At 33.2% G+C, this 24,924-nt stretch carries 14 protein-coding genes; all 14 read right to left on the minus strand.

All coding sequences use genetic code 11. The features are described 5' to 3' along the window. Positions 1–20: 20 nt before the first annotated feature. A complete protein-coding gene (locus ACT3CE_RS00390) occupies positions 21–1,559 on the minus strand; it encodes a sulfatase family protein (RefSeq protein WP_444707783.1) in 1,539 nt (512 codons plus the stop codon). A 350-nt stretch (positions 1,560–1,909) separates the two neighbouring features. After that, entirely contained in the window at positions 1,910–3,874 is a 1,965-nt protein-coding gene (locus ACT3CE_RS00395) for a glycoside hydrolase family 97 protein (protein WP_444707784.1), read from the minus strand. A gap of 9 nt (positions 3,875–3,883) precedes the next feature. Then, positions 3,884–6,265: a hypothetical protein gene (locus tag ACT3CE_RS00400; protein WP_444707785.1), complete on the minus strand. Its 2,382-nt coding sequence runs from the start codon at positions 6,263–6,265 to the stop codon at positions 3,884–3,886. A gap of 119 nt (positions 6,266–6,384) precedes the next feature. After that, positions 6,385–8,058, minus strand: a complete 1,674-nt coding sequence (locus ACT3CE_RS00405) for a RagB/SusD family nutrient uptake outer membrane protein (RefSeq protein WP_444707786.1) — start codon at positions 8,056–8,058, stop codon at positions 6,385–6,387. Between the two features lie 64 nt (positions 8,059–8,122). Further along, positions 8,123–11,221 carry a SusC/RagA family TonB-linked outer membrane protein gene (locus tag ACT3CE_RS00410; RefSeq protein ID WP_444707787.1) on the minus strand — a complete coding sequence of 1,033 codons (3,099 nt, stop codon included), beginning with the start codon at positions 11,219–11,221 and terminating at the stop codon, positions 8,123–8,125. A 593-nt stretch (positions 11,222–11,814) separates the two neighbouring features. Next, positions 11,815–14,529 (minus strand): helix-turn-helix domain-containing protein, encoded by a 2,715-nt coding sequence (locus tag ACT3CE_RS00415; RefSeq protein WP_444707788.1) that lies wholly within the window; start codon positions 14,527–14,529, stop codon positions 11,815–11,817. A gap of 1,003 nt (positions 14,530–15,532) precedes the next feature. Continuing rightward, a complete protein-coding gene (nhaA, locus tag ACT3CE_RS00420) occupies positions 15,533–16,846 on the minus strand; it encodes a Na+/H+ antiporter NhaA (protein ID WP_444707789.1) in 1,314 nt (437 codons plus the stop codon). A gap of 539 nt (positions 16,847–17,385) precedes the next feature. Beyond that, positions 17,386–18,687 carry a family 43 glycosylhydrolase gene (locus ACT3CE_RS00425; protein WP_444707790.1) on the minus strand — a complete coding sequence of 434 codons (1,302 nt, stop codon included), beginning with the start codon at positions 18,685–18,687 and terminating at the stop codon, positions 17,386–17,388. Between the two features lie 12 nt (positions 18,688–18,699). Further along, positions 18,700–19,206 carry a DUF2391 family protein gene (locus ACT3CE_RS00430; RefSeq protein WP_444707791.1) on the minus strand — a complete coding sequence of 169 codons (507 nt, stop codon included), beginning with the start codon at positions 19,204–19,206 and terminating at the stop codon, positions 18,700–18,702. A gap of 415 nt (positions 19,207–19,621) precedes the next feature. Further along, positions 19,622–20,311 (minus strand): hypothetical protein, encoded by a 690-nt coding sequence (locus ACT3CE_RS00435; RefSeq protein WP_444707792.1) that lies wholly within the window; start codon positions 20,309–20,311, stop codon positions 19,622–19,624. A 344-nt stretch (positions 20,312–20,655) separates the two neighbouring features. After that, entirely contained in the window at positions 20,656–21,210 is a 555-nt protein-coding gene (locus ACT3CE_RS00440) for a sugar O-acetyltransferase (RefSeq protein ID WP_444707793.1), read from the minus strand. Positions 21,211–21,223: 13 nt separating this feature from the next. Then, positions 21,224–21,796 carry a DUF1349 domain-containing protein gene (locus ACT3CE_RS00445; protein WP_444707794.1) on the minus strand — a complete coding sequence of 191 codons (573 nt, stop codon included), beginning with the start codon at positions 21,794–21,796 and terminating at the stop codon, positions 21,224–21,226. A gap of 679 nt (positions 21,797–22,475) precedes the next feature. After that, positions 22,476–23,609, minus strand: a complete 1,134-nt coding sequence (locus tag ACT3CE_RS00450) for a pentapeptide repeat-containing protein (RefSeq protein ID WP_444707795.1) — start codon at positions 23,607–23,609, stop codon at positions 22,476–22,478. 112 nt (positions 23,610–23,721) lie between these two features. Beyond that, positions 23,722–24,807, minus strand: coding sequence for a serine hydrolase domain-containing protein (locus ACT3CE_RS00455; protein WP_444707796.1), 1,086 nt, complete (start codon positions 24,805–24,807; stop codon positions 23,722–23,724). Between the last annotated feature and the right edge of the window lie 117 nt (positions 24,808–24,924).

The following is a 24,924-nucleotide window of genomic DNA, read 5'->3' on the forward strand; positions in this document are numbered from 1 at the left end:
TACAACTTAAATTTATGATATTAATTTTCTACAGGTCCCCAATGTTCGCTCTTCAACCAAAATTGAGATCCTGCTAGGTCTGGGTATTTTACTTTTAAAGCATCATACTCAGGGTTCGTAGCATTATCTCCCCATATACCAAGCATTAGTTTTAAACCTTCTTCGTTTTCAGGATATTGACCTTTATCATCTGTTTCTTTAATCCAGTTTTCTAAAATATCAGCATGTTTCTTTAATTCTGAAGCATATTTAGGATCTAAAGCAAGATTATGAATTTCGTAAGGATCATTTTTAAGATCATAAAGTTCTTCACTAATTCTTTTTTTGGCAAAGAATATTTTCTGGATACTATCTAATTTATTATCTCTATTTAACTCATTCATTGTTTTTACGAAAGCTATACCATCAACATCCATATAAGTAGGTTGAGTATAAGGACGATCTAACATGAAGTTTTTGATATACTTAAAATCCTTAGAACGAACAGATCTAATTCTATCAATAGTAAAATCACAACGGTCTCGAGTCGAAATTACAAATTCTCTTTCTGTGGCATTTTCAGTTAAAATGTCTTTTCCTTCAATATATTCTGGTATTTCAATTCCTGCTAAAGCTAGAGAACTAGGACCAAAATCAATACCACTAATTAAACCATCAAAAGTTTCTCCTGATTTAGTTATTTTTGATTTAGTAAAATCAGCAATAATTAAAGGAACTTTAATGCCTCCTTCGTATAAAAATTGTTTATGACGTGTTAAACGCATTCCATGATCTGAAAAGAAAAATACGATTGTGTTTTCTAAGATCCCATTTTCTTTTAATGTTTCAATTATATTACCAAGAATTTCATCCGTAATTTGAATAGCATCAAGGTGATTAGCATATTCTTCGATAATCACAGGATTGTTTGGTAAATATGGTGGAAGTTTAATAAGAGTTCTATTAACAGGAGTTTTTACTCTTCCTTCAAAATCACCATTAAAAATTTCTTTACCACCATCGAGTTGTATTTGACCAAAGAATGGTGTTTTGCTAGTTAATGAGTCAAGTGGAATTCTTGAACCACCTTTTCCATATAATGGATGAGCTTGATGTTTTTGTGTATAAAGATCTGATCTATTATAAGTGAAGTTATAATCATCTTTGCCATTATTGAAAGTAAAATATCCTGCATCTTTAAACAACTCAGGAATTGTTTTCATATACTCTGGCAGATAAATTGCAGACTCTTTAGTTCTTGCACTATGGTGATTATGACCACCAAATGTTGTAGACATTACTCCTGTAATCATACTAGATCTACTTGCAGAACAAACAGGAGCTGGCATAATCGCATTTGTAAATGTAAGCCCCTCTTTGGCAAGTTTATCAATATTTGGAGTTGAAATAATATCAGTTCCATAACAGCCCATAAGTGGAGCAGTATCTTCTAATACTATCCATAGGATATTTGGCTTTAGTTTACTTTCTTTCTGACAACTTGTAAATGCCATTTGTACGAATACAAACAGAAAAATTAGAATTGCATATTTTTTCATTGTACTGATTTTATAATTCATGAGAAAATCTCATTTTATTTTAACGATTCACGAATAGTATATTTCAAAAATTTCATGCCCCGATCCCAATGTAGATACCATCCGATTTTACACAACCTACTATTATATCCTGATACCAAATTAACCATGAGAACGCATCAAACAATCCGATTCCATATAATAAATACATTTTCATCAGTTTGTAACTTTACTAATTTGACATATAAAATTTATCATGCTAAGAGCTTCATTTCCTCTAAGTAAAAATTCACAATCCATGAATATATCATACGCATTTTTTTAGCAATTACTTTTATTTGATTCAAACCTGTAAAATTTTAAATCATTATAAAAGCAATTGCTATAGGTAATTATTTGATTGGATGAAGCATTGCTGCTATTCCTCCACCTGGATATAGTTTTATTTTTTTCTGGTAAGAACGATCTACTACAAGTTCCTCCATTTTAAAGTCATTCCCATCTCTATCTGCATTAATACCATCTGTATAAATTATCATCTTATACTTTTGCCCTACAGGCAAAAATGACAAATCAAGTTTCAATTCACGTTCTTCCCAATCGGTCATACCGCCAACGTACCACTTTTCACCATTCTGACGTGCCATTAACACATAATCGCTCACCTTTGCATCTAAAACAATTGTTTTATCCCAAACAGTTGGTACATCAGACAAAAAGCTCATACATGCCGATTCACGATAATAGCGAGTTGGACTATCACAAAGCATTTGAATTGGACTTTCGTAAACCACAAACATTGCTAATTGATGACAACGAGTACCATTGCTCATTGGCGTATCAAAAATTGGTTTAAAATCTTTAGCTTGAGCATTGGTCATCGCACCTGGTGTATAATCCATAGGTCCAGCTAACATCCGTCCAAAAGGCAATATTAAATCGTGCTCAGGAGTTTGACGTAAGCTCCATTTAAATTGCTCCCCTCCGTTCACTCCTTCTCTAGTCATTACATTAGGATACATGCGACGCAAACCACAAGGTTTATACGAACCATGAAAATCTACCATTAGTTCATATTCAGCAGCTTTAGCGGCAATACGATGAAAATAATTCACCATCCACTGATCATCTCGATTCATAAAATCAACCTTGATTCCTTTAATGCCTAATTTTTTAAACAAATCAAAAGCCTCATCAATTTGATCGTCCAGTGTTTTCCATACACACCACAACATAACACCCACACCTTTTTCATCGGCATACTGAATTAGCTCTTTCAAATTCAGATCCGCTTTAACAGCAGTAATATCTCCAAGTTCATACCAACCTTCATCAAGCATAATATTTTCTATTCCATACTTCGCTGCAAAATCAATGTAATACTTATAAGTTTCAGTATTAAACCCAGCCTTAAAATCAACCCCGTACACATTATTAGCATTCCACCAATCCCATGCAACCTTACCTGGTCGAATCCACGATGTATCGTCTACTTTGTTTTCTGAAGCCAATAAAAAAGTCAATTGATTCGTCAATAAATCTGCATCATTACGTGCAATGGCAAATATCCTCCAAGGAAAAGTTCTTGTTCCTTTGGTTTTAGCAACATAGCTTTCTCTTTTGGTAATTGGCAATTCCCGATCACTTAATTTATCGAAACTTTTTACTGCCTGAGCAGAAGTTCCACTCAACGAAAGACCTTGAGCTCCTCTTACCCACCATCCTGGGTAATCCACTAAATCTGTTTCTGCAATAACAATCTTTGGTCCATTTGCAGGATTCAATATTAGTGGTAAACTGGCTAAATCATCCTTACCTAACTGCTGTATCGAGGTGTAATCATAGTATACTTGATTATGAGATTGAAATGACCTTTCCCTTCCCCACCAACACATATAGTTTTCTGGAAAAGTATAATTACCCGTTTCGCTAACAACGGTTATCTCACCATCTTTCATTGTCTCAAAACGATAGGCTACCCCCTCATTGTAAGCTCTAAAACTCATTGCATAATTCCCCTCAAAACTAATTTTAAGTTCCTTGTAATTATCCAACACTTTAGCTTCTTTTATTTTCACCACAGGAACTATGGTTTCATGGATACTTTTCTTTTCAACATTCACCACCTTAGGATTCTGACCCAACACCTGATTATTAAGAGTTAAGGCTAAATCAGAAGGACTTATAATTTGTTGTCCATCTTGCTTCACAGCAATCTGAACCTTATTGGAAATGTGAATAATCATCTCAGTAGTATTATCTGGCGAGCTAACCCGATATATTTTCTCTTTTGCACTTCCATTCATAAATGAAAGTGAACAAACAAGAAGTAAAGCAACTTTTAAAATCTTTTTCATTATTGCAAATTAATTTCTATATAATTCTAACTTAACTGATTGATAAGGCGCTGGATATGCCGAAATCCACACTTCAGGTTTCAAATTGAGCTTTTCTTTTTCATAGCCCATTACATATACCTCTATTTCCTTACCAATATCTTCCTTACTAACAGGAATATAATAAGTATAATTCTTATCTCTTATGGCATTTACATACTCCCACGTATTTGACGGGTAAGAAACTGCTCTATCAGGGGCACCTCTTAACTGCCCATCCACTTTAATAGCTGCATATGCACCTTCGAAACCATGCTCCCCATTAATGGCAATACACAAATAACTATTATCTGCCACCTCATCCAGTTGAATTGTTGAAGTCCATGCTTTTTTAGCTATCATTTTATCGCTATGAGCAAATAAATTAGATGCTGTCCACATCTCTCTGTTCACGATACTACCATCTTTAACACCCTCAACTTCCATTATTCGTTGTGGAAAATCTTTAAAACGAAGGTATCGAACTGGCTCATCTAATTCTATAACACATTTCTTTCTGGCCAAATAAGTCAGTTGCTTCCAATTTTTTAAATCAGCCGAAACTTCAACATAGTTACCTTCATCCATTAAAAGTGGCTGCATAGAAAATGCATCTGGCACATACATAATAATTTGGTCAAGACTAAGTACTTCCCCAAAATCAATACGCAAGCAACCTCCCTTAATACGTTGATCTATTTTATACTTTGTAGATGGCCAGTAACCTGTTTTCATATCGCCATCAAACAAGTTCTTATCCCAAATGCCACGTTCAACAAATACTTTTTGCTTAAAAAATGCATCTTGTGCTGCTTTTACTTCTGGTATTGATGAATATCCGGAACGTTTAATTGAACGCGCTTCTAAGGCATTATTATCGGCAGAAAACACTGTTGCTTCATATAATGCCGTTGCGTCCAATGGCACTTCTGTAGCTTGTAGATCTGCTAATTTACGGTGTAACTTTTGAACTAATTTATGCCCCTCGAATTTTACCTTTACACTTTTCCCTTTTAACAGACTCTTATTGAACTTACCTTCCAGTATCGCATTGGAAAATTGACCACAGTTATTTAGAGAAACACTTGCTATTTGTCCTGGTTTACCAAGTAATTCCATCTGAATTGGTTCATTTTCAAGATTACGTATCACTTTATAATCCACACCATTTATCGAGGGTTCATCATATTTTTCGGAAGTAGCAAAAAGCATACATGCACGAAATGGATTAACCTCTATTTTAACTTGATCGCCAAAACGAAATGTTCCAATTACTTTTTCAGTTGGATGCCATTGTACAAGTTTTACTTTGCTTCCTTTTTCAAGACCAATTTCTTTGTCTAATTTTATGGTGTAAACAGTATCTACCCACGAAAGATTACGTAAAGTAATAATTCGCCTGCTCGCATCCCCTCTGCTCACAGCATTAGGTCCATAAGACTTCGGCAATTTCATTCCCTTAACAAGTATTTCTGAATACCTTTTGTGAAGATTAAAATAACGTGCCAATTGAGAAAATTCATCATCGCGAAGCAGCCAGGGATTTCCATAAAGTTCAGGAGCTAAAATCATGGAACGGTTAAATGCCTGTAGTACAATATCATCCTCCCAGTAATCAAGACAAGAGGAAAGACAAACTCCATGATCTTCCGTCAATCTATTCATTTGAGGAGGTAAACCCCTTGTTAATGCTCCAACTCGATGGTGAGGCGCAGTAACATCATTGGTCATAAATACATCAATATATGTTTCATGTCCCTCCCATAAAGATGTAGTAGCATAGGGTTTTGCCTTTTGCAAACCAAGCCTATGATTAAGTAATATCAAATCGGGACTATACTGACGGCACTTAGTCATCATTTCAATAAAGGCATCCTCTTTTTCGAAAGGAAGAGGACCGCAAACTTTATCAAATTTAAAAAGTGCAAACTGATAATCTTTACACAATTTAACCATTTGATCTATGCGTGCTTTTTCATCTTCAGGTGTACTTCCAAAACCATCAGGTCCACCCCAAACTCCCAAACGAATATTCAATTCTCTAGCTTTAGCATAAATTGGATCAAAACCATTAGGAAACTGTTCCTTAAAGCGATCTGAATATATACTCCCGTAAAAACGCTTTCCATCAATTGCACCCGCATCAAAAGCATAAATATCCAATTGCATGCCATAACTTTCTTTTAGCCATTCAAAAAAAGCTAAGTTTATCATGGTTTGCTGCTCGGTTGCCCCTTCGTTAGTATTGTTAATCCATGAAAAATACTGAGCTCTGGATAAAGACTGTTCGTTGGCTCCAGGGAACACCTTTTCCTGTCCTATGACAGGTCGAAAAATACATAAACAACTGATTATTAAAAATATTCTATTCATATTAATTTGTTTTCGTAATTTAATTCTTCTCGCTAACAACTATATGTTTAATAATTTTAGAAATATTTGTTGTTATTAAATATTCCTGAAGTTATCACCTCAGGAATATTTAGTTTAAATTACCAACCAGGGTTTTGCTCAATATGAGTCAAATCAATTTCTGTTTGCGGAATTGGCCACAAATAATGTTTCCCTGGATCAAATGTACGTGTTCCCCAAGAAAGAGTAACTTCTTCATTTGTATCTGGATCAGTATAAGTTAATCCTTTTGGCACTCCCGGCATTACATCTTCAGCTATTTTCCATCGGCGAATATCCAATAAGCGTAAACCTTCGAATGCAAGTTCTACTCTGCGTTCTCTTCTTAGAATTCTTCTAAGTTCTTCCTGATTTTTACCTGGAGTTATAATTGGCATATTAACATCAGCACGTTGACGCACTTCATTAATTGCATCATAAACTGACTGATCAATTTCATTAGCTTCTATCTTCGCTTCTGCATAAGTTAGTAATACTTCAGCATAACGGATCAGAATGTAATGAATGGAACCATTCCACAAATCACCATTATCAACATCCTCTTCAGAAATGTATTTTAACCAATTGTAACCAGTACCCGTTTTATTCCATTGACCGCCAGTTCCATCTGTTAAATCATCGCCAGGAACTATTTCTTTTCCAGGATAATTTGCTCCTGGTATAGAATTAAAAACTCCATCTCTCCAATCATGACCTGGATAAAGAATAGAATAAGTTAATCTAGGATCACGATTTGCATATGGATTATTAGGATCAAACAAGCTAGATTCACTAATAATATGACCATCGATACATTCATAATCATCAACAAGAGACTGCATTGGACAACCACTACTCCAACCTCCTACAGAATTTGGCCCATAGTTCTTTACCGTAAAATTGTACTGCTTTTCTTTTAATTCCTGAAGATCAAATATCACTTCTGAATTTCCAATCCCTTCGTAGGTAAACATCTTTTCGTAACTCGGATAAATTGTATAAACCCCTAAATCCATTACTTCTTTTGCCGCATTAGCTGCTTCTGTCCATTTTTCCTGATATAGAAGAATTCTAGCTTTCAGTGAAACTGCAGCACCTTTTGTTACTCTTCCTTTATCGTCGCTACCATATGAACTAGGTAAAATTATCGCAGATTCCGACAAATCTTTCACAATAGCTTCTAAGATAACATTTTTATCTATTCTCTTACTGTTTTCAGAGGCTAGCTTATTTCCTTCTGAATCTTCATTTGGTTTTGTATCTTCAGGAGTTAGACTAGAGGTTACAAATGGTACATCACCAAACAAATAAACCAAATCAAAATAGAAAAATGCTCTTAAAAATTTGGCTTCAGCTAGCAATCTAGCTTTGTAATCTGCATTTATATCTGTTACACCATCAGCACCTTCCAAAATACGATTAACTCTTTGGATTCCTTTATAGCGCTCCATCCAACGACTTTCAGCATACCAATCATATGCCGAAGCTGTACCATCTGCCAAACGATAACCAGCATTCCAAGAGTGATGATCAAGAGCATTATCTGTAATTGCTTCAATACGCAATAAATCTGTCGAATAACCGTAATTTACACCCCAGTTATTAAAACCAATGGATGAATAAGCACCATTAACTGCATAAACTAAATCTTTTTCTTGAGTAAAGAATGTTGCTGAAGAAACTTGATCACTGGGAGTTCGTTCCAGAAAATCATCACTACAGCCTGCGAATACCATCAAAAAAACTGTGGCTAAGCATATTATATTTGTTTTCATATAATCAATTTTTAAATAATCCGATAACAATCGGGAATTTCACTTATTTCTCTCTTACATTCCATTAAAAACGAACTTGTACTCCAACCGTATAAGTGGAAACAGGAGGATAGTAACTTGGTCTACCATTATAAGTTTCCGGATCAAGTCCTGATTCAACATCTGTAATGGTAAAAAGGTTGGTCGCTCCTGCATAAACTCTAAGTTTCTCAAGTTTTAATTTTTCGAGAACTGTTTCGTCAAAGGAATAGCCAATTTGTAGATTTTTAAGTCTAATATATGAAGCATCTCTAATCCAAAAATCATTATACAAATAATTGTTTTTGTTCGAAGCAGCTTGTAATCTTGGAAAAGATGCGTCTGTATTTTCAGGTGTCCACCGATCTAAAACCCTTTTGGTTGTGAATATTTCATATGATGGACCTTCGTTAGGAGCTCCATAGAAATAGTTCTCAGCGTCTAAAACACCTTGAACAAAAGCACTAAAATCAAAACCTTTGTATTCCAAATATAAATTCAAACCAAAGGTGTAGTGAGGAATAGATGAACCAATCACTTTCCGATCATCATCATTTATTTCACCATCCCCATTTTGATCAACCAACTTGATATCTCCAGGCCTTAAATCTGACTGATTTGGTTGAGTTGCATGTTGATCAATTTCAGCCTGAGTTTGAAACAAACCTTCAGATTCATATCCATAGAAAGAATTAATAGCCTCTCCCTCTTTTAATATATTAAAACCACTTATTGATGGTTCATTTCCTGCAAAATCAATCAATTCATTTTTTACATCAGAAATATTAAAACCCACTGAGTAAGTCAAATCCTTAATCTTATTTCGATGAATAATAGCTAGTTCCCATCCGGTATTTCGAACTTGTCCTGCATTGGTTTCAGAAGCATCTAAACCTGTTAAATAAGAAATTGGTAAATTTAATAACACATCTTTTGTGTCTTTCTGATACCAATCAGCTACAATTTCAATTTTACTATTAAATAAACTTACATCAAAACCAAAATCAATCATCTCAGTAGTTTCCCAGGTTACATCTGTATTCGCATAGTATCTCTGAGAATATCCATTAACCTCTGCATCATTGAAATTATATGAATAATCGGCATACACGGTTGATGTGAATCTATAAAACCCTATATTTTGATTTCCCAATTGTCCCCAACTTGCTCTCAACTTAAGATTATCTATCTTAGTAAAGCGATCCATAAATTTTTCCTCACTCATTCTCCAACCTGCTGAGAAAGATGGAAAAATGCCCCATTTATGTCCTTTTGCAAATCGTGATGATCCATCGTAACGAATATTTCCTTCAAGAAGATATTTCCCTTTGTAGGAATAATTAGCTCTCCCCAAATAAGATAGTAATGACCAATCTTCCTGATAACCATTATTAGTCTGACCTTCAGCATCACCTGTATTTAGCTCATCATAATTATCTGCATATATATTTGTTCTCATACCTCTAAGTACATAGGCTGTATTTTCAGTAACTTCAGAACCTGCTAATAGATCTAATTGATGATCTCCAAACGTTTTATTATAATTTAGTAGGGCTTTAAAATTTAACTCCTCTTGTTTCCAGCGTCTATCAACCAATCTACTCGGCGACCATTTCTGTATAACACTTTCAGTATCTTGTGGATCTACAAAATCGTATTCAGCTCGAAATTCCTTATAGCGATTGTTTATACTCTTGTATGAAAGATCTGTTTTAAAAGTCAAACCTGATAAAATCTCTAAATCAGCACCAATTTTCATATTAAGTGCTTCTTTTACAATCTCATTTGTTCCTCCCACCTCGAGAGAAGCAAGCGCATTTGTATTATCCTTATTTAACCCATAAGCTCCATTTGGATATTTTAATACCGTAACAGGCGATGTATTAATCATTTCATTTAAAGCTGAATTATACCTATATGGCCTTTCATTATCTTTACGACTAAATGAAATATCTGCTCTAACTTTTAAATTATCCTTTACCTGAAAGTCCGTATTCAATCGAAATCCAAATCTTTTTGCCTCTACATTTTTAAGCATTCCCTGTTGATCCATATGATTCAATGATAATGCAATTCTAGACTTTTCATTTCCACCACTTATACGAATTGATTGATTAAAAATTGGAGCCGTTTCAAATAATTCATCAAGAATATTTACATACGGATAGTTAATCGGATCATCTCCAGCTACTGTCTTTCTGATATATTCATCAGTATACTTAGCATTTAAACCGGCATTTACAAGTGCCTCATTAACAAGGTTAAGATAATCTTCAGCACCTACCAATTCAGGAAGTGTTGCGGGAGTTTGCCATCCATAATAGCCGTTATAATCAACTTTATACTCTCCTACTTTTCCTCTTTTCGTAGTAATTAAGATTACGCCATTTGCAGCTTTTGCACCATATATAGACGACGATGCTGCATCTTTTAATATAGATATACTTTCAATATCATTAGGGTTAACATCTCTTAGTAACATTTCAATACCATCAACCAACACTAAAGGTGCTGTTTTTGAAGCATTATTAGCATCTGGGATACTTGCAATTCCACGAATATTGATGTTAAGATTTTCATCTCCAGGAGCTCCTCCTCGATCAACAATTGTTACACCAGTAGAAACTCCTTGAAGAGCCTGACGAGCATCAGTCATTGGTTTCTTAACCATCTCATCTCCTTTAACAGCAGATACAGAACCTGTTAAGTTGGCTTTCTTTTGAGTACCATAACCAACAACTACAATTTCTTCCAATCCAAGAGCATCTTCAATCATAGTTACATTGATTGTGCTAAGATTACTTACATTAAATTCTTGTGTAACATAACCTATATAAGAAAATACCAAAGTTGAGTTCTGAGGAACTACTAATTCATATTCACCATCAATATTAGTAGTGGATCCTATGGTTTTTCCTTTCACAGTAACATTCACTCCAGGTAAACCAAGTCCAGTATTATCAACTACCTTTCCTTGAATGGTTTTTTCCTGACTAGGTTGAATTAAAACGTTTTCGTCATTAGAACTAGCTTTCGCTGGCATCGCCACACCCAATATTGCAATTAGAAACAAGCTAGGAATCCATGAATAACTTTTCTTTAGAAAGCAGATTTGCCTTACTAAACCTTTTAAGATTAGATTCATAAAAATTAGATTAGTTAATAAATAAATTACTTAAAAGAGATTAACTATCTCCTTATAAAATGATGTCACAAAATGACCAACTTGAATTATTCCTCATTTTATTGATCATTCCCAACGATTACAAAACACGCATATTCAGGGCAATTCGACTAGCACAAACTGACCAAAGTAAAGTAATTGCTGACCAATTGTAAGATTTTAAATAAAATAGCTTAAAAGTTGTGGGGGTATCTAAATATGTTCAGTGAATAATTAATCCTATTTCATTTCATCATGAAGAATTAATTCTGTACGATAAATCGACATCCTAAGTAAAAGATGAAGATGAATCATTTTAATTTTTTTGGGAGTTCAGATCAGTAGCTCATTAAAAAATCCAAAGACTGGTAAAGAGCATCCTTAACAAACAAATTTATAGAAATTAAAATTGGAGAAATCCAACATGCTTGTGATCGATCCTTATTTTATTTGTGATTTTTACAACTTGCTTCTCCATGGAACGGGAAACAATATACTCAGCTAATATAACTGTTTATACAAATTTTGCATTTGAAGATTCCTTCAGTCAAACATTCAAGCCTGCAATTTTAAATCTATTCCGGATTCTTAATGAAATTTTCGTAGTATTTTTTATACTCAGATGGTGCAATTCCATATTGTTGCTTAAAACAACGCGTAAAATAGGAAGGTGAATTAAATCCTCTATTGTATGCAATTTCATTGACACTATATTTTGCTTCAATAAGTAATTTAGTAGATCCTACAAGTCGTATAAACCGAATCAATTCATTAGGAGACAAATCTGTCTTTGTTTTTAGTTTACGATAAAAATTAGACTTACTCATTTGCATCCCATCATATAATTCGTTTACATTATAAGAAGTATCAGAGACCTTATTCTCAATTAAAGATATTGCTTTATTCATAAATTCATCGCTCATCCATTCTCTCAAAATTCGCTCTTCGGGAGATTCTAAATTTTCATTTTCCTCAACAACCAGACCGTGAGCATTCCTTCTTTTTTTGAAATTAAAAAACAAATAAGTACCAAGAACAATACAAACCACAAACCATAGTAAAGCAGACAGGTTAAATGAACGCTTAATTTTAAATTCAAAATGTTTTACCTTATCATTTATTATTCCATCTGAATTAATCGCTGTAATATCTATCTGATACTTTCCTTTACTTAAATAGGAAAAATCAAGAATATTTTGGTCTGATGGAAGATAACACCATGTAGAATCTGGATGACTAAAGCAATATGCAATTCCATTATCTTCCTGATTATTAAAAGAATAGTTCCAAATAGTAAAAATACAATTTGTTACTTTATCTTGTTCAACATCAAATAAAGGTTCAGATAAATAGCTATTTGTTTCAGGCGAAATTGAAATAACACCATCGTTACTTCCAAAATAAAATGTACCAGAATGAGTACGCAATAATTTACTATGGTTAAAACTATTTGCTTTGGCTCCTCCAGGAATCTGGTAACTTGCAAATAACTTTAGTTTAGGATCAAAACGATACATCCCCATTCTGGATCCTAACCAATACTGACCTTCTTTGTCTTTTCCAATTGATGTGAATTCAATCACTTTATTAGGTGGGTTAAAAAAAACAGGCTTCGGATTATCGGTTTGAATTAAGGCAAGACCTTTTGAAGTAGCAACCCATATTTCAGTAGGACTATTAATAAATAAATCAAACACTTCAGAACCAAAGTCAAATTTATGCTGGTTGTAATATAATTGAAAATCCCCTGATAAAATCCACGTGTTATTTAAGGAGTCCACATTAATATCAATAGAAGGTATGCTATCTATTTGTGATAAATCGCTGGATTCACCACGACAAACAAAACTTCCCTTATTGGAACAAATATATAATTTATCATTAAATTGTTTTAGTCCATAAATATAATCGTTTTTGCTCAAGCCGGCCTCTGAAGAGAATAATTGCCCAGATGCAACTATTTTATTTGATTTTTTGGGAGGGTAAGAGGCCGTAATAATCCCCATATGTCGTGTACCAATATAAAGTTTATCCTTAAAATGTAATATCGCCTCAATAAATAAATCATTCATATTCCCTTGTAAAATGGGAGCTGACTTTAACTCTTCTTCCTTCTCATTAAGCATATATAAGCCTTTGCCAGAAGTTCCTATCCATATTTTACCATCACGACTCTGGTTAAGCGCATTTATGTAACCTGCTTCACTTTCATTCTCCTGATTAGTGGCCTTGAATTTTCTATATGTAATTTTTTTTCGATCTATTCTATTTAAACCAGCACGATTTGTCCCTACCCAGACAGAACCTGAAATATCACAATAAAGGACATTAACTTGAGAATCATAATAGTCATTAAATGTTTCATTATCTCGATTAATATACTCTTTTAATGAATATTTATTATTTGAATAATAAACTTGCTGAACAAATTCATTGCTTGTTCCCACTATTATCTCATCGTTTAGTGAGATAGTTAATGATGAAAAAAAGTTTGAAACATCATTTTGTGAAATACTTAATGACGAAAATAAATTTGAAGCATCTTTTCTTATTTCTTCTTTACCAGAAATCCAAATCCCTTTTTCTGTTAAATATATAGGGACTCCATTACTCAAGTATTGAATGGATAAGACTTTTTCATTCTTAATATTAGTAAGATTATTGCTAAGAATAAGGACACCGTTATCAAAACTTACTTCTCGAATTCCATTCTTATTTGTACCCAAGAGTATTTTCCCTTCAGAAGAAATTTGTTTACAGGAAATAGATTCATTTGAAACTTTAACACCGATTTTAGTGAGTTTATTATATTCAAAAATTCCAGACTCACTACCGATGAAAATATGATTCTGAATTTGGAAGAGTGTTGTAATTGTAGAATGATTGTTTTCAGGCAGATAAAGTTTAGTATAACTTCTATCGGAAATAGAGAAAATAAAATTCCCTTTATTTGTTCCCAGTAGCAACTGGTTCTTCGAAACTTGATCAATAAAAGATATAGTATATCCTGAAATAGAATCGGACATTAAATAATTCGTAAATTCCTGACCGTTATAACTATTTAAACCTTCTAGAGTTCCAATCCATAATAATCCTGTAGTATCTTGAAATATTGATAAAATGGTATTGTTAACAATACCATGTTCTGTCGTATATTTGGCAAGTTTCTGGAAATACTGATCAGCTAGCAACTGTATACTACAGAGAAAAAATAATAAAAAAATAAAAAATGTTCTTTTCATCGTATACTCTAGGTTAAATTCAAAGGTAGAAAAATAAGAAATATTCACAACACGTACCAAATTGAAAAAATATCAACTTACCCTACAAACCTAATCTTTAAAATTTCATTTATGCCTATGTAATTTCAATTAATTCTCATTGTAAAACCAGTATTTTTCGACTGGATATATCGCTCAAACTTTGTTTTTCGCTTTTTAAGAAAAATCTTCATTTTTACAACTTTTTACAACTCAAATTATCTATATGTGTAAATTATAGTGTAAAAAAAATGTATAACAAAAACAAAAAAGGTACTCCCATCATCATGAGAACACCTTCATTATTTTATATAAACACCACACATACGAACAAATACAAGACAATATATATTTATATAATGATGGTGTTTACCCCTAAAGAACTACCCCCTTTTTCCCAAAGGGTTTTTATGAAGTTTATCTTCAACATTTCATCTGACATATTTGAATTCATTTTGTCGTAAATAAGATAAAAATTTGTGACAGATTTAAAGCACGATAAGCTTATTGGCTTCATCCAAAACTTCATTCTCAAAACTATCGAGATAAATCTGAGTAATTTTTTCTGTTGTATGTCCAAGTCCTTCGGAATATGCTTAGCTTAACTTTGATACGATATTTGCTTTTGCGCTGATAATCCTTGACCCGGGTGCGTAGCGGAAGGGATTTACCCAGGTAGAAAATTTTGCCCGTAAATACACTTCGCTTACTACTGCTCTATTATTTTCTATTCTGAACCGAAACGTTTTTCCTGCAGAATGCAAAATTTTTACCAGGAAAAAGTACTGAGCGTGGCCGCTCAAAAAAGATGACAAAAACTGATAGCACCCGACCTAGCAGGCGAGCCTTAAGTGAGCAATGAAGGCTTTTTGCCTGATGGTATTTTTTCTAATTTGTATGTTTCCTTTCGATTTACTTCTCCCCTTTCTTTATACTATCTATGTGCGAGCTTGAGACCACAAGGCTGTTTACTTACTAGGCAATAAATAGATGCGAAATTTTAAATTAGCACCTCTCTTTAAATAAGCTACATTTACTGTTGAATACTGCTTTTTCTATGAATCGACCATCTTAATATAATAAACCCCATAACTCCCGATACCAGAGAACCTGCAATAATTCCAATCTTAGCTGAATTTATATAAATAGCATTATCGAATGCTAAACCTCCAATAAATAGAGACATTGTAAAACCTACACCTGATAGTATTGCCACTCCCACTATATCAGTAAAATTTGTTTGTTGAGGAAATTCTGCAATCTTAAATTTAACACTTAGATAAGAAAAAAGAGAAACGCCAATTGTTTTTCCTACAAATAACGAAACTGCTATATTAAAAGCAAAGGAAACATCAATAAGCATATCACTTGAAAAATAAACCCCTGCATTTGAAAGTGCAAAAATTGGCATAATCATAAAAGCCACCCAATAATGTAAACGATGCTCCAACTGTTGCAATGGTGATTGTACTTTATTGGTCCATTCCTCAATATTATCAATCGCCACCAACTGGTTTGTTGATAAAATTGGCAGTTTATTTGTATTACTCGATGCTATCAATCTATTTACGATTTCCTGAAGTTGATGCACAAATCTAAATTCTGTTATCTTTTGTCTGATTGGCACAGCAAAGGCAAGTAATATTCCCGCAATAGTCGGATGCACACCCGATTTTAAAAAAAGTACCCAAATAACAAGACCAAAAATAAACAATACAATTTTACTGTGTATTCTTAGATAGGATAGCAAATAAAGAACTACAAGTAATATTCCGGCAACTAGTAACATTAACCACGATATATCGCCCGTATAAAATAAAGCAATAACCAGTACAGCTCCAATATCATCAATTATAGCAAATGCGGTAAGAAATATCTTCAAACTTATTGGCACTTTATTACCAAGCAATTTCAATATAGCCAATGTAAATGCAATATCTGTAGCCATAGGAATACCCCATCCATTTATTGTTTCGGGACTACTATTTAAAACTAAGAAAAGGGATAAAGGGATAAGCATGCCTCCTATAGCAGCAAAAATTGGCAAAGAAGCTTTTTTAAGAGAGTTCAATTCCCCAATCAGGATCTCTCTTTTTATTTCAAGACCAATTAGAAAAAAGAAAACTGCCATCAAGCCATCATTTATCCATAATATCAATGGTTTAACCAGTGTAAAACTATCCGATTTAATTCCAATTTCATAATCCCACACCGAGCTAAAATATTCTCGTATTGGCGAATTAGAAAGTACCAATGCAAGTGCCATTGAAATAAAAAGAAGAACACCACTAAAACTTTCAGCTTTAATAAATTTTTGAATTGGGTTTAAAAAGGTATCACTTTTCATGTAATCGTATTTTTTTATAAATTATTTAATCACACAACAATATATATTGTTTTTAAGAAGTGTGCAATAAAGTTTGATATCTTATGTACCCCATGGCCAATCTGATTCTGCATGAAATTTATAGATTCAAAAGTTCAAACATTAATATTCTCTAATTGACAAAGACAGCTCCCTGGCTGTACTCTGCTTATCTGTATAGCCTTATAAAATTAACGTCCGATTTTAAAACATTCCGCCCTAACTTATTTACATATACTTCTTACTACAAAAAATAGTAAAGGAAAATAAATTTCCCAGGTAAAATTAGGCTCATGAAATGGTATTTTTCGCAAAAAAAATCACAGCACAAAGCTTAGATCGCTTAGTGCTGTGATTCTAAAAATATTGTACGTTAATTGATAGTTTGCGTAACGTACTAATCTCACATAGTTAAGAACACGAATAGCATCACCTTATGGACCATGAACATCTGTCCAAGTATCGCTTCCCATATTTTCCATACAACAACCAAAGGCAACAAAAGCACCACAAATACTGTATCACTTGAACTTTATCCAGTCAATTTTCAAAGAACTACCCTTTTCCCCTTTCAACACAAAGTACAAATCCTTCTTTCCTTTACTACCTTTAAAACCAGTTTTAAATTCCCGAAAAGCTTCCGATGCTGATAATTTTAACTGACCAACAAGTTCACCAACAGGACTTCCCGATCTAATTTCAAGCTCCGCCTTTTTACCATCCAATACTACATTTAAGATAGCTGTTTCATAATCTTTATCGAAGGTAAGATTGGCAAATCTTATCCAATCGCCACTCTGAATATTCGAAAGCACAAAACCATCTTCTCTATTGCCTTGCTTTTTTATATTTCCTGATATTTCATAATACCATTCGGCTTCAATTTTATCCCATGAAGCATTATATTGCCCTACTCCATTTGAAAAATGGGCATCTAAAAATTTGGTGTCGGTAACAATTTTACCATCATCATCTATATGGCAATAAGAAATAACCGACTCCCGATATTTAAAGCCCTGTTTAATGTAATAACACCAAATGTGATAGAACTGACCTTTCCAGTTAAAAAAACTAGCATGAGCAAATTCATCAAGTTGATATCCATTTCCTACAGCTCCTACTGATGTATATGGACCATAAACATTATCTGAAATCGCATAATTGTGTCCCCAGCTTAAATAGTAAGTATCCTTATACTTAAAAATATAGTTTTTATCCATCCAGAAAGGTGCATTTTCCCACTCTTCGCCCTTAATTTTAATCAACCTGGGTTTTTCGGCAAGAGATATCATATCATCATTCAGTTTTACAATATGAAAACCATTCCCATGCTCCTTATCGCCATACACAAGATAAGGAGTTTGATTTTCGTCACTATCTATAAATATGGTAGGATCGTGCATTGGAGAAACAAGAGCCCTGTTAAGCGGATCATTAAAAGGACCATAAGGAGTATCTGCCATCATAACGCCTATTCCGCGCTTCCTGTCCGAAAAATAAAAGTAATATTTCCCATTCCTACTTGCAGCATCACTAGCCCAACAATCTGTGCTATTATCATCCATATAATTGTCCTTTGGAGAAATGGTGTCTTTACTAGTCCAATTAATCAGATCGGTAGATGAAAACACCCGCCAGTCTTTCATTACCCATGTTTTGTCATTAGGACTAGCATCATGCCCGCAATATAAAAATATAGTATCGTTAAAGACCCTAATATGAGGATCGGACATTCCAATATCGCGAATCACAGGGTTTTGGGCAAAGTTTATAAAATTTGAAAAAAGGCAAGCTAAAAAAAGCAGATAGTTTTTATATTTCACGATTCTTGATGTTTATTTAATTGTATCACTTAGTGTGCCACTCATTGCAGCAGGAAATGCAACAATAACTATTCTTTTTAGTGCCAATACATAGTCGATTCCCCAAGGACATTTTTCAAGTAAGCTTAGAATTAAAGCGACAACTAGTAGTGAAATAATATATGTTCCAATTACTCTTTTTATAAAGTCAATTACATATCCTTTTAAGGTCACCTTGTAAAAATTGAAATAAACAAAAACTGAAACCATTGTCAATGAGAGAATCGATATCAGACAAACATTTGAGATTGGCAAGGTTTTGCCAAGATCCCAAGCTTCTTCTGTTAGTGAAACAGGAATTGCCAGCAATGCTGAACCTATAATTACTTGCATTATATCTCGAGGCTTAAATTCAAGCATTAAAGGTTTAAGAGCATAGCTAATTATCTTACCTGATTTGTCAGCTATGGGAACAACTCTATGCAAATAACCACCAATTCTTTTTATAGTCGTTTCTTTAATTTCCACTTTTTGTTCCATTATTTAATTGTAATGGTTACCAATGGCAGTTTGTCTAAAAACTAAAAAAACTGCTTAATTAAAATCTAAATATAGCGGTTTTAAAAATACCTGAAAATTGAAAAAGCGATTTATTGTCTCAATTTCCAAACCATCTGCAATCTGAAATTCTCTCAAGTATAGACACATTTACGTATCAACAACTTATTAAGGTTTTTAGACAGTCTGACGGTTAATATAATAAATGTAAGTGATTTCCAAGCTCTTACCTGTCAAGTAGCACTGAGCCAAATTTGCGTTTTGACACAAATTTATAGTTTTAAACCAAACCGTCAAATCGCAGATTTGGCGGAGGTAATTAAATGCTCGAAAGCTTCGAAAACCACTGAACCACTTATGTTTTTATACATTGTTGCAGGTTCGTGCTTTTTATTTATCAATCAGTCACTTTGATTAATTCAAAAATCAACTTTTCTTTTTTATAATTCCGGTACACCATTTTCACAAAACCATATTCATTAGTAAAAAGTGAATATAGTGTTGATTTTCCAATTGAACTTTTTGATGTACTTTCAATAATCCAGCAATCAATTTTCAATGAAGACAATGTATATTTAGTTCGTCCAGTAATTTTATACTTATTGGCTATTTCTAAATTATTCCACTCTCCCCATCCTTTATTAATTGTCAAACTTGACTTCCATTTCTTTCCTTTTTCAAGCGGAAACCTAACTTCTGGAAATGGAGCTACTTCCGTAAACTTATATTGATTAACTCTGATTGGATGCATCCATACTTCCTCTACATTTTCAATAATTCCCTCAGATTGTTTTCCTGTCCAATTTTGTAGTTCTTTATTAATATTATAGTTACTCAATTTTATAGAATCACTTTTGTAAGTAGGAAATTCATAATAAATCAAATCTTGTTTTTCGGGTTGTTGCTCCCATCTTTCCCCAGTCGAATGAATATTTACTTCATTTTGAGATAATAGTTCACCTTTAGAATTCAGATAAGTTGCTTTATAATTATGAATTCTTCCCTTCTTGAATATGACTCTTTCCTTAGGGATTTTTTTCTCCACCGTTTCCATCCAGGTAGAATCTTCATTAGTCAGAATCTTCATATAACGATTTAAGTCGAACAGTGTATCTGATTTAGTTTGTTTCGTTTCTAGCGGTTGAATTGACTGTCCCTTTACTATAAATTGAAAACCTAAAATTAGAATAAAAAAAGTGGTTAAGATAATAGCTCTATACATCGTTTATTTATTTTTGAATGACCTACAACGGTTTTGCGGTATGAAACGTTGGGGAGTTTGGAGATACTTCACTTTCAAGGTACAACTACCGTTGATGCGAGAATAGAAGTTCAAATAACCACTTCTCCCCCAATGTTTTATGACCGCATGTTGGCGGTAGTTTTTAATTGTTTCATCTAATTAATTCAATTATCTAAATACTATTGTTTTTATAGTTTTCGAATTATTTTACATGGGTTTCCTGCTGCAAATACATCAGACGGAATATCATTTACGACAACACTGCCAGCTCCAATTACAGTGCGATTGCCTATGGTAACTCCAGGACATATAACTGCACTACCACCAATCCAAACGTCTTCTCCAATAGATATTGCTTTACCTAATTCAAGACCTTTTGCCCTTTCTTTAAAATTTATTGGATGAGTAGCTGTATATATTTGAACATTGGGGCCAAACATAGTTCGAGCTCCAATTTCAACTTTCATTACATCCAATACTACACAATTGAAGTTAAAATAGACATTATCTCCAATTTCAATATTTGTCCCATAATCACAGTAGAAAGGAGGTTGTATTGATAAATTATTTCCACTCAAAGGCAACAAATTCCTTAAAATAATTTTTCGCTCTTCTACTTCATCCTCTTTCGAATCATTTAATTCTTTTAAAAGTAATCTGGCATGCAATCGTTCATTAGTCAGTTCCGCATCAGCTGCATCGTATAGTTCACCCGAAAGCATTTTATGTTTCTCTGTTTTCATTTACACCGTTTTTTTAGTTACCGTTTCTGAAATTATCGACTGGAATATTTGAAACAGACATTTCCTCTATAACGCCATTGCAATTATCTCCCTTTGGCGATTGAATACCAAATCCAACAGATATTGATTTATTCATTTCTATTCCAAATGCTCTTACAAATCTCCAATTCGTTCCATCCATTGAATAGTGTAATCCGAAGAAATTATTTTTTCGAGTAATTCGTAACCAACAATTATTTCCTTCCAATAATTCCCCATTTGCATCATCAGACCATTTATCAGTAATGACTGAGACAGTATTGTATCTTTTGTCAACACCTAATTCTACAGCTACCTTTATCCATTTTCTGCTATCTTGACGCACCATTAAAAAAGCAGCGTCAAATGCGCTTGAACCTAATGTTGTTACTTTTGCTTGAATTGTAAAATCTCCCTCTTTTTCTTGATAGTATAATGATGCACTATCTTTAATATATTCCTCATACTTACAGATAAAATCAGTATCTGGATTTGCTCTTAATTTAAATGAATTATTTTCTTCGATTAATTTACAGGGATTTAAAGATTCCATATTTTTTAATTTCATTTTGAAAATGTAGTCTGTTTTTAAATTACCGCCAACTATTCAGCACCCCTACCCATACTATCGATACATTTTCTTTAGGAATGGTTGCTGTTTGTTTTTGTTATAAATATAATAACTATTTTATGTGGCAAAACTATTTTTTTATGAAAACTTTAGTGTGTTACTATTGTAGCATAATCCCCTTTGTATTCTTATAGAATGAGCTAATTAATCTACACGATTTCTAATGTGGGTTTTATTATGAGGCATGCTTTGGAGCCTCAGCTGAAGTAAGGTGGTGAAATGGAATGGTGGTGGTTTTTAATTGCAGATTGGAAATTCTAGACTTTTGCTAGCTTGTATTTTTACTTTTGCAAAGTAAAGCACGAGCTAAAAGCTCGCGCTATTAGTGTAAATAAAGGCTAATGGCATAGCTATGCCTGACATTAAAATTTTATGAAACTAAAACACAAAAAACTGCAAAACAAACTGCAGTTTTACAATGTTTTTTTTTAATGAGAGCTTCTTAAAAACTAATTATTCCCCAATTACAAGTTCCAAAAAGTCTTGTAAAATATATCATTCCCCATAAGCAGTAGATAAATCTCCGATTACGTCAACCCACCGACTGTTAGCTGTGCTGTTCTTCGAAACATGTTGGGCAGTCCCTGCCACACGAACGCTTAGTTGGTAGCATCTGTTATTGATTTCTAATTTTATTACCTAAAATAAACCCAAATATCCCTGTTAGAAGTATACCTATAGTCGTTTGAATAACATTTAGTATGTCTATAAGTGGATTTATACTTTTAATTTCATCAGGTGTCATTGCAACCATGTTTTTAAAGCTAAATCCTATTGCATCAATATATGATGAAATTGAAATAAATGGCAAAGCATAGTAAATATAAGCAAAAGCAACAATAACTATAATATATGTAGTTATCATTTTTCGAATACTTTCACCATAACCAAAAAGTCCATCTAATAAAAGGTTAAAGGCGGACTCAACAATCTTTTTAAATCTAAAATAAATAGGTTTTTTACTATCTTTTGATTCACAAAAAAATAAGCGATTACGTTCCATCCTTTTCCCCTGCACATAAGCCCAATTGGCATCACCTAAAAAACCTTTACTCATCCATAAGCCGTTTAGGTTTTTATAAATATCCTCTGCATCCGAAAATCGATTACTTAATGATTCCTGACCAGACCAATCTGATGTGCTATTTTTTAGATTGTTTTTTCGTACCCCTGTGCCACAAGAATTCCATTCAAATAAAAATTTTTCGTAATTGGACTTGTTTTGTTGCAAGATCTTTCCATTAACCAAATTCTCTTTCCTTATACATGCACCTTCATTAAAATAAGTATAGTAAAAACTACTATTTTGGATCAATGATTTTCTAAAAATCCCTACCCCTAGGAAGAACGCTCTATAAAAATCACAAAAATCTATTGATGCTTCTTCAAAAGTTACTTGGTTAATTTCTGAATACCTAAAATCACTCCAAACTATTCTTGCTTTACGAAAGCGACAATTTATCAACATACTTTTCCTGAAGGATACCTTGGATATATTATCTACTCCAAGATTCTCTGATAGATCAAAACTACAGTTTTCAAGAGTAGCTCCATCAAAAGAGACATTTTCTAGTGTAGAATCTTTAAAATTAATGTTACACAATTTTCTATCATTCTGATCCTCGGTAGCAAAAACTACATTTTTGATTACACATTTAGATAAATCATAACCATCCAAGTCGTGTTTTGAAATATCAGTATTTTCAATTCGTTTCCTTTTTATCTGTTCTTGTAAATTATCTGAATTCATAATCCTACTGCTCTTGGTTTAATAAATGGTAACGGATGATGATATGCAGCGTCTCTACGACGAAGGAGTAGATATGCTGTCATCACCTATTGTTAGGTCTTCGGCTTTTATTTTACTGTTTTTGAATAATCATATTATGTGCCTTGACTAAATTACTAAGTCCCGAGTCCATATTTTTATTCATGAGCCATAAACCTGTTGTTAGATAAGAATTACCTGTAAAATTTTGTTCTGCTGAGACTAAATTTTTACTTTGATTCAATATTAAAAATTTTTCTCCATAACCGTCTGCCCATATATTATTATCATTTGATGAAATCCACCACTGATACCCAAAACCGTCATAACGTCCATAGTTAATCTGGTTTTTCTTTAAATCACTGTAGGACTTGGTACTAGCACTTATCCATTTTTGAGATACTATTTTTTTTCCATTCCAGCGACCGTTATTTGCCACAACAGAACCAATTCTTGCTAAATCTCTTGTACTCAAATAGATGTAATACTGTTTGTGTTTAGATTCTTTTTTAGGGAAGAACCAAGGATCTCCCAGGATTACATTTTTTTCTGAAAAATCTTGAAGCCCAATGGGTTTTGCTAAGTATTCTTCCATAAATTTTCCTATTGTCATTCCTGTTTCTTTAATAAAAATTGTACCCAAGGCGTTAGCGTCAAAATTATTAGCGAAAAAATATTCACCTGGTTTATGACTTTCTCTTTTGGGTCTTTGTGTTATCTGTGAATCGTGCTCACCTTGAGATGGCAGATAAATTCCAGATTTAAACATTAATAGATGCTCAATAGTAGCTGATTTTTCATCTTCCGTTAATGGTACAACTTCATCGATGTTAAGTTCTTTTAGCGTCTTGTTTATATTTATTAATCCTTTATCAACTGCTATTCCATACAATAATCCAAGTATTGATTTACGTATAGAAGCGGTATTCATTATCTTATCTGTAGGTCCATACTCGTATATTATTTTTTCATCTTTAAGTATGATTACAGCTCTTGTTCTTTTGGGTTCTTTTTTTGGAGTTAAGATATTTTTGATTTCTTTATCTATTGGATTTCCACTTTCTAATTCAGTTTGAAATTCTGGAGAAGGATTAGCAACTCTTGGAACTAAAAGGTAAACAAAGGTTATTAAAATTAAAACCCCAATACTGTATGTACTAAATTTTATCACTTTTTTCATTCTAAGCCTTTGAATTCTTGGATAGTGTTTATTTTTCTTTTTTGCTGGGATCTAATGGTAAATTGTATGAGTAGTGGCAGATTGCGGGCTTCTTTCCTGTCAAACCGCTGCGCAGTT

This window comes from Marinifilum sp. RC60d5 (assembly GCF_052400665.1).
Lineage (GTDB): Bacteria > Bacteroidota > Bacteroidia > Bacteroidales > Marinifilaceae > JBQTGK01.